Origin of the sequence: Mycobacterium sp., assembly GCF_035314905.1 — a bacterium.
In the GTDB taxonomy this organism is placed as follows: domain Bacteria; phylum Actinomycetota; class Actinomycetes; order Mycobacteriales; family Mycobacteriaceae; genus Mycobacterium.
On record NZ_DATFYW010000212.1, the window covers coordinates 1 to 7,724 of the forward strand.

The following is a 7,724-nucleotide window of genomic DNA, read 5'->3' on the forward strand; positions in this document are numbered from 1 at the left end:
TGGCCGTAGCCGTTCTCGAAGCCCGCGGCGTCGTAGCCGACCCCGTGCATGCCGGAGAACAACGAGTCGAACAGCAGCACCGAGCCCAGGCCCCAGGCCCCGCCGATCAACGCCGGCTTCCACCACGGTTCGGAGTACCAGCCGGCGGGCACCGGCCGGCCCGCGACGCGCCCGCCGGGAAAGTAGTTCGGCGTGCGCTCCGACGGTGCGGGGGAGGCTTCGATCTGGCGACCCTCCACCTGCACCCGGCGATCCTCGGTCACCGCGCCCGCGGACCGCTGCCCGGCCAGTGACGCCAACTCCGGCCCGGGATCCATCCCCATGGCCTGCCGCGCCGCGCGCACATAGTAGAGGCCTTCCATCGCGCTTTCCTTGGCCAGCTGCGCTTGGCGCAGCGAGGACGCCTGCTCGATCTGGGACGAGGCGGCGGTGAACCGCTCCGACGCGTCGGCCAGCGCCTGCTTCGACGCGTCGTTGGTGCCGGTCAGGTTCAGCACCTGCCCGCCGAGCAGTTCGATCGCCCGGCGTGCGTCGGCTTTGGCGTCGGCCAGCGACGCCGCGGCCCGATTGCCCGCGGCCCGCGACGAGCCGACGACGGCCAGCACGATCGCCGCGACGACCACGACGACGAGGACCAACACCACCGCGCTCATGGCGTCCAGCCTACCGACGGCGCATCGCGCTGGACCGGCTGGCAATCAGCGCGCGGCCGCGCCCAGCGCGGCGTAGACCTCGTCGGACAGCGCCACGCTGCGCGGGTCGGCGTGGCACTTCGTCGCGTCGAAGTAGTTCATCACGTACGAGTAGCCGATCCGATGCTCCAGGTCGACGAACGCGAACGACCCGCCCGAGCCGCCGTGGCCGAAGATGTGCGGATTGGGTCCGGCGACCAGGCGCTGGTTGAGCATGTAGCCCAGCCCCCATCCGTGATCGGCCACCCGCGGGCCCAGCACGACGTCGACGTCGTAGCCACCCTGCGACATCCGGACCTGCTCCATGTGCGCGCGGGTCAGCAGCTTCTCCTGGGCGAGCGCGCTGTAGAAGGTGGCCATGCCGAGCGCCGACACGTGGCAGTTCGTGGCCGGGAACTCCGCGGATCGCCACAGGTCGATGCTGTTGGAGCCGAGCTCGTCGTCGGGAACGAAGCCCATCGCGATCGACAGCCCGGCCATCGGGTGCTCCTCGACGCAGGTCGGGTGGCCCGGTGCGGAGCCCGCGGCCAGTACGTCGCGGATGTGCGGCTTGTTGACCATCTCGGCGCAGCGGTGGTGCTCGCGCGGCGGCAGGCCGAGGTGAACGTCGATGCCGAGCGGTTCGGCGATCTCGCTGCGCAGGAACTGGCCGATTGTGCGGCCGGTGACCCGGCGCACGATCTCGCCGAGGATGAAGCCGAACGTGACCATGTGATATCCCTGGGCGGTGCCCGGCTCCCACCACGGCTCCGCGGCGGCCAGCTGCGCACAGACGTGATCCCAGTCCAGGGCCTCCTCGGGCGCCATCCGGTGCCGCGGTCCGATCACCCCGGAGCGGTGGCCCATGACGGAGGCGACCGTGATCGTGTCCTTGCCGGCCTGCCCGAACTCCGGCCAGTAGGCCGCGACCGGTGCGTGCAGGTCGATCTCCCCGCGGTCGGCCAGCAGGTGCACGCAGGTGCTGGTCAACCCTTTGGAGCCGGAGAAGACGCTGGCCAGCGTGTCTTCGCGCCAGCTCTTGCTGCGGGCGCCGTCGACCCAGCCGCCCCACAGATTGACTACCAGGTCGCCGTCGACCCAGACCGCAACGGCGGCCCCGACCTCGGCGCGTTCCGTGAAGTTGGCCTCGAACGCGGTGCGCACCTGCTCGAAGCCGGATGCGCACACGCCGTCGATGTTTAGTTGCGCGATGCCACTCAACGTCCCTCCCTGGCGAGCTGACACCCCATCACTGAGCGGGCGACGGGAATCGAACCCGCGTTGCTAGTTTGGAAGACTAGGGCTCTACCACTGAGCTACGCCCGCACGCACAGCACGAGGGCGACTGTACGTTTCGGCACTGGCCCACGCCAATCGACGAAATCCAATTGAGGCCATCTTCATGCCAGGCCGTAGTATCGCGTCGGCGCCTGTGCAAGGAAAACGGCAGGCAGACCCGGGGTGTAGCGCAGCTTGGTAGCGCATCCGCTTTGGGAGCGGAAGGCCGCAGGTTCAAATCCTGTCACCCCGACAGCAGACATCTACCGAGCCGAGGAGTTACTGACGTGAAGAGCACCGTCGAGCAGCTGAGCCCGACCCGGGTCCGCATCAACGTGGAGGTGCCGTTCACCGAGCTGCAGCCCGATTTCGACCGCGTCTACAAGCAGCTTGCCGAGCAGGTCAGGCTGCCCGGCTTCCGCCCCGGCAAAGCCCCGGCCAAGTTGCTCGAGGCGCGCATCGGGCGCGGCGCGGTGCTTGAGCAGGTGGTCAACGACGCACTGCCGAGCCGCTACACCGAAGCGGTCTCGACCTCGGATGTGCGGCCACTTGGTCAGCCCGACATCGAGATCACCAAGATGGCGGACGGCGACGAGCTGACGTTCACCGCCGAGGTGGACATCCGTCCCGACATCACGCTGCCCGACGTGAGCGCGCTGACGATCACCGTCGACCCGATCGAGGTCACCGACGAGGAGGTCGACGCCGAGATGGCCAACCTGCGGGCCCGGTTCGGCACGCTGACCGGGGTGGAGCGGCCGGCGCAGGACGGCGACTTCGTCTCGATCGACCTGAGCGCCGGCGTCGACGGCGAAGACGTGCCGGAGGCCGCCACCGAGGGCATGTCTCACGAGGTCGGCTCGGGTCAGTTGATCGACGGTCTCGACGAAGCCATCGTCGGGCTTTCTGCCGGGGAGAGCCGGGTGTTCACCACCAAGCTCGTGGCCGCCCCGCGGGCGGGGCAGGAGGCACAGGTCACGGTGACCGTCGGTTCGGTCAAGGAGCGCGAACTCCCCGAGCTCGACGACGAGTTCGCCCAGCTGGCAAGCGAATTCGACACCATTGACGAGCTCAGGGCCAGTCTCGCCGACCAGGTGCGCCGGTTGAAGCGGGTGCAGCAGGCCGAGCAGATCCGCGACAAGGCGCTGGAGACGTTGCTCGACCAGACCGAGGTGCCGCTGCCCGAGGCGATCGTGCAGGCGCAGGTGGACCAGACCGTGCACCAGGCCGTTCACGGCCTCGACCACGACGAGGAGAAGTTCGCCGAAGCGCTGGCCGAGCAGGGCTCCAGCCGCGAGGAGTTCGACGCCGAGAACCGCCAGAACGCGGAGCGGTCCATCAAGACGCAGCTGCTCGTCGACGCGATCGCCGACGACCTGGACGTGCAGGTCGCTCAGGAGGACATCACCGAACGGCTGGTGCTGCAGTCGCGGCAGTACGGCGTCGAGCCCCAGCAGCTGCTGCAGTTCATGCAGGAGAACAACCAGCTGCCCACGATGTTCGCCGACGTCCGCCGCGGCAAGGCGCTCGCGGCGGTGGTGCGGGCTGCCACGGTCACCGACACCGCGGGCAATCCCATCGACACCGGCGAGTTCTTCGGTCCCCGGCCGGAGCAGGCCGCCGAGACCGGGGCGCAGGCAGCGCAACAGCCCCGGCCGGCGGAGACTACTGACGAGAATCAAAACGACAATGAGCAAAACGACAATGAGATCCAGTGACGCTGTGAGCGAACGCGCACGGTGTCGGGAGTGCGCGACTCGCCCGGTTGGTTAGTGTCGGTGAGGATCCATCGTCCAGAAAGCAGGTATCACTCGTGACTCACATGCGTTCGAGCACGGGCGGGCTCAACCTCGTCGACTCGGTCTACGAGCGTTTGCTCGCCGAGCGGATCATCTTCCTCGGCTCGCAGGTGGACGACGACGTCGCCAACCGGCTCTGCGCGCAGATCCTGTTGTTGGCCGCCGAGGACCCCACCAAGGACATCTCCCTTTACATCAACTCTCCCGGCGGTTCGATCAGCGCCGGCATGGCCATCTACGACACGATGGTGCTGGCGCCCTGCGACGTCGCGACCTATGCGATGGGCATGGCCGCGTCGATGGGTCAGTTCCTGCTGGCGGCGGGCACCAAGGGCAAGCGTTACGCACTGCCGCATGCCCGCATCCTGATGCACCAGCCGCTGGGCGGCGTCACCGGCAGCGCCGCCGACATCGCGATCCAGGCCGAGCAGTTCGCGGTGATCAAGAAGGAGATGTTCCGGCTCAACGCCGAGTTCACCGGTCAGCCGCTGGAGCGGATCGTCGCCGACTCCGATCGCGACCGGTGGTTCACCGCCCAGGAGGCGCTGGAATATGGGTTCGTCGACCGCATCATCGCCCGCGCCGAGATCAATGGAGTTACCCCGTCATGACACGCCACCCTCAGACCGATCCCGCGGTGCAGCCGCAGGCGCGCTACATCCTGCCGTCGTTCATCGAGCACTCCAGCTTCGGTATCAAGGAATCCAATCCCTACAACAAGCTGTTCGAGGAACGCATCATCTTCCTCGGCGTGCAGGTCGACGACGCGTCGGCGAACGACATCATGGCGCAGTTGCTGGTGCTCGAGTCGCTGGATCCTGACCGCGACATCACGATGTACATCAACTCGCCCGGTGGCTCGTTCACGTCCCTGATGGCGATCTACGACACGATGCAGTACGTGCGCGCGGACATTCAGACCGTGTGCCTCGGCCAGGCGGCATCCGCCGCGGCGGTGCTGCTGGCCGCCGGCACCGCCGGAAAGCGGATGGCGCTGCCCAACGCCCGTGTCCTGATCCACCAGCCGGCGCTGGCCGGGGTGATCCAGGGCCAGTTCTCCGACCTGGAGATCCAGGCCGCCGAGATCGAGCGGATGCGGACCTTGATGGAGAACACGCTGGCCCGCCACACCGGCAAGGACGCGGCGACGATCCGCAAGGACACCGACCGCGACAAGATTCTGACGGCCGAGGAAGCTAAGGACTACGGCATCATCGACACGGTCCTGGAGTACCGCAAGCTGTCGGCGCAGACCGCTTGATCCACTGCAGGGCCGGCCGCTGCGGGCGCCTCTCGGTCCAGTAACGGCGGCGACACGCCAAGGACACGGTCGGGCGCTGCGCGCCGCCGCGGGCCCGGGCAGGCGATATGTTCACACAAGCGCGGCAGCCAGCCACGGCAGGAAATACCACTGACGCGATTCGCTTCTATCGGTCGCCCACCGACCGAACAAGCGGGTAGCGTCGGGAGGTACGTCCGGCAGAATGCTCAGATCGACAACGGACAGGAAGTAGGACCCGACCACATGGCGCGCATCGGAGACGGCGGTGACCTGCTGAAGTGCTCGTTCTGTGGGAAAAGCCAGAAGCAGGTCAAGAAGCTCATCGCGGGCCCCGGCGTGTACATCTGCGACGAGTGCATCGATCTGTGCAACGAGATCATCGAAGAGGAACTCGCTGACGCCGACGACGTCAAACTCGACGAGCTGCCCAAGCCGGCCGAGATCCGGGAGTTCCTCGAGAGCTACGTGATAGGCCAGGACACCGCCAAGCGCACGCTGGCCGTCGCCGTGTACAACCACTACAAGCGCATCCAGGCCGGCGAGAAGACCCGCGACTCGCGATCCGAGCCGGTCGAGTTGGCCAAGTCGAACATCTTGATGCTGGGCCCCACCGGCTGTGGCAAGACGTATCTGGCGCAGACCTTGGCCAAGATGCTCAACGTGCCGTTCGCGATCGCCGACGCGACGGCGCTGACCGAGGCCGGTTACGTCGGCGAGGACGTGGAGAACATCCTCCTCAAGCTGATCCAGGCCGCCGACTACGACGTCAAGCGCGCCGAGACCGGGATCATCTACATCGACGAGGTCGACAAGATCGCCCGCAAGAGTGAAAACCCGTCGATCACCCGTGACGTGTCCGGCGAGGGTGTTCAGCAGGCGCTGCTGAAGATCCTGGAGGGAACGCAGGCGTCGGTGCCGCCGCAGGGCGGCCGCAAGCATCCGCATCAGGAGTTCATCCAGATCGACACGACCAACGTGCTGTTCATCGTGGCGGGTGCGTTCGCCGGGCTGGAGAAGATCGTCTCGGATCGGGCCGGCAAGCGCGGCTTGGGCTTCGGCGCGGAGGTCCGCTCGAAGGCCGAGATCGACACGCAGGACCACTTCGCGGAGGTCATGCCCGAGGACCTGATCAAGTACGGGCTGATCCCCGAGTTCATCGGCCGGCTGCCCGTCGTCGCGTCGGTGACGAACCTGGACAAGGAATCGCTGGTCCGAATCCTGTCGGAGCCCAAGAACGCGTTGGTCAAGCAGTACACCCGGCTGTTCGATATGGACGGCGTGGAGCTGGAGTTCACCGAGGACGCGCTCGAGGCCATCGCCGATCAGGGCATTCACCGCGGCACCGGCGCGCGCGGCCTGCGCGCGATCATGGAGGAAGTCCTGCTGCCGGTGATGTATGACATCCCCAGCCGCGACGACGTCGCCAAGGTCGTCGTGACGAAGGAGACCGTCCAGGACAACGTGCTGCCGACGATCGTGCCGCGCAAACCGCAGCGCACCGAGCGCCGCGACAAGAGCGCCTAGTTGGTGACCCGGTCCGGCCGGGTGTAGACGTTCATCGAGTCGCCGCGCAGGAACGCGACCAGCGTCAGGCCCGACTGGCCGGCCAGATCGACGGCCAGTGACGAGGGCGCCGATACCGCGGCCAGCACCGGGATCCCGGCCATCACCGCCTTCTGCGTCAGCTCGAACGAAGCCCGGCCGCTGACCAGCAGCACGCTTCCCGTGGCCGGGATCGTGTCGTTCTCCAGGGCCCAGCCGATCACCTTGTCAACCGCGTTGTGCCGCCCGATGTCCTCGCGCACGGCCAGCATCGTGCCGTCGGCGCGGAACAGCGCCGCGCCGTGCAACCCGCCGGTGCTGGCGAATACCTTTTGCGCCGAGCGCAGCTGGCCCGGCATCGCCGTGAGGGTGGCGGCGGTGACCGAGGTGGGGTCGTCGCCGGGACAGTAGCGACTGGTCAGCCGCACCGCGTCGAGGGAGGCCTTCCCGCACACCCCGCACGACGAGGTCGTGTAGAAGTTGCGGGTGACGTCGACCTCGGGCGCGGCGACTGTTGGGGCCAACGTCACGTCGAGCACGTTGTATGTGTTTGTGCCGTCCGGTCCCGCGCCCCAGCAGTAGCGCACGGTGATCACGTCGCCGCGGTTCGCGATCACTCCCTCGGTGAGCAGAAATCCCTGCGCCAGTTCGACGTCTGAGCCGGGGGTGCGCATGGTGACCGTGACGGGTGCGCCGTTGACCCGGATCTCCAGCGGCTCCTCGACGGCCAACGTCTCCGGCCTGCTGACGGTTCCGCCGGCGGTGACCCGCCGAGCCGGCCGCCGCGCGGTCACCCGGCCCATGCGGGCTCCAGCCTGATGACGATCGCCTTGGACACCGGGGTGTTCGATTTTGCCGCAACGTGATCCAGCAGCGACACCAGCACCGCGCGGACCCCGGCGGCCTCGCGTTTGGGGCCGGTGACCTGCACCGCGTGTTCGTCGTAGTCAGCTTCTGTATCGCGGGTGACGTCTCGCCTGGCCGGCATGGGTCCAATCTATGTTGGCCCGTCGATGATCTGCACGATCCCGCCGGTGACGCCGGCGATGAACAGCCGGCCGGTGCCGGGGTCGACGCCGAGCGTGTAGGGGTTCTGCACCGTCGGCAGCTGCTGCACCGCGCGGGGCGTCGCCTGCGTCATGTCGTAGCCGA

Annotated in this window: 8 protein-coding genes and 2 tRNA genes; 5 read left to right on the forward strand and 5 right to left on the reverse strand. The window is 67.6% G+C overall.

Going from position 1 to position 7,724, the window contains the following annotated elements; genetic code table 11:
* The 3 genes from VKG81_RS18735 to VKG81_RS18745 form a co-directional block, all read right to left on the reverse strand.
* Window positions 1–653 (reverse strand): DUF1542 domain-containing protein (locus VKG81_RS18735; RefSeq protein WP_324398108.1); only part of this gene is annotated, 653 nt, incomplete at its 3' end.
* 45 nt (window positions 654–698) lie between these two features.
* On the reverse strand, window positions 699–1,883 hold the full coding sequence (locus VKG81_RS18740) for a serine hydrolase domain-containing protein (RefSeq protein ID WP_324398122.1): 1,185 nt from the start codon (window positions 1,881–1,883) through the stop codon (window positions 699–701).
* A 43-nt stretch (window positions 1,884–1,926) separates the two neighbouring features.
* A tRNA-Gly gene (locus tag VKG81_RS18745) sits at window positions 1,927–1,997 on the reverse strand.
* Window positions 1,998–2,128: 131 nt separating this feature from the next.
* Here VKG81_RS18745 and VKG81_RS18750 point away from each other — a divergent pair.
* The 5 genes from VKG81_RS18750 (at window position 2,129) to clpX (ending at window position 6,554) form a co-directional block, all read left to right on the forward strand.
* A tRNA-Pro gene (locus tag VKG81_RS18750) sits at window positions 2,129–2,202 on the forward strand.
* 34 nt (window positions 2,203–2,236) lie between these two features.
* Window positions 2,237–3,667 carry a trigger factor gene (tig, locus tag VKG81_RS18755; RefSeq protein ID WP_324398110.1) on the forward strand — a complete coding sequence of 477 codons (1,431 nt, stop codon included), beginning with the start codon at window positions 2,237–2,239 and terminating at the stop codon, window positions 3,665–3,667.
* Between the two features lie 47 nt (window positions 3,668–3,714).
* Window positions 3,715–4,359: an ATP-dependent Clp protease proteolytic subunit gene (locus VKG81_RS18760; RefSeq protein ID WP_324398112.1), complete on the forward strand. Its 645-nt coding sequence runs from the start codon at window positions 3,715–3,717 to the stop codon at window positions 4,357–4,359.
* Window positions 4,356–5,009 (forward strand): ATP-dependent CLP protease proteolytic subunit ClpP2, encoded by a 654-nt coding sequence (gene clpP2, locus VKG81_RS18765; protein ID WP_324398114.1) that lies wholly within the window; start codon window positions 4,356–4,358, stop codon window positions 5,007–5,009. Before VKG81_RS18760 ends, clpP2 begins: the two co-directional genes overlap by 4 nt.
* Window positions 5,010–5,273: 264 nt before the next feature.
* Window positions 5,274–6,554: an ATP-dependent Clp protease ATP-binding subunit ClpX gene (clpX, locus tag VKG81_RS18770; protein WP_324398116.1), complete on the forward strand. Its 1,281-nt coding sequence runs from the start codon at window positions 5,274–5,276 to the stop codon at window positions 6,552–6,554.
* Here the strand turns inward: clpX and fdhD are convergent.
* Window positions 6,551–7,375, reverse strand: coding sequence for a formate dehydrogenase accessory sulfurtransferase FdhD (gene fdhD, locus VKG81_RS18775; protein ID WP_324398118.1), 825 nt, complete (start codon window positions 7,373–7,375; stop codon window positions 6,551–6,553). The two genes, clpX and fdhD, sit on opposite strands and share 4 nt — an antisense overlap.
* Window positions 7,363–7,560 carry a hypothetical protein gene (locus VKG81_RS18780; RefSeq protein WP_324398120.1) on the reverse strand — a complete coding sequence of 66 codons (198 nt, stop codon included), beginning with the start codon at window positions 7,558–7,560 and terminating at the stop codon, window positions 7,363–7,365. Before VKG81_RS18780 ends, fdhD begins: the two co-directional genes overlap by 13 nt.
* Between the last annotated feature and the right edge of the window lie 164 nt (window positions 7,561–7,724).

Excerpts from the sequence above, each read along its gene's own strand:
- VKG81_RS18780 (WP_324398120.1), bottom strand. The coding sequence starts at position 7,560 with ATGCCGGCCAGGCGAGACGTCACCCGCGATACAGAAGCTGACTACGAC.
- clpX (WP_324398116.1), top strand. The coding sequence starts at position 5,274 with ATGGCGCGCATCGGAGACGGCGGTGACCTGCTGAAGTGCTCGTTCTGT.
- fdhD (WP_324398118.1), bottom strand. The coding sequence starts at position 7,375 with ATGGGCCGGGTGACCGCGCGGCGGCCGGCTCGGCGGGTCACCGCCGGC.
- clpP2 (WP_324398114.1), top strand. The coding sequence starts at position 4,356 with ATGACACGCCACCCTCAGACCGATCCCGCGGTGCAGCCGCAGGCGCGC.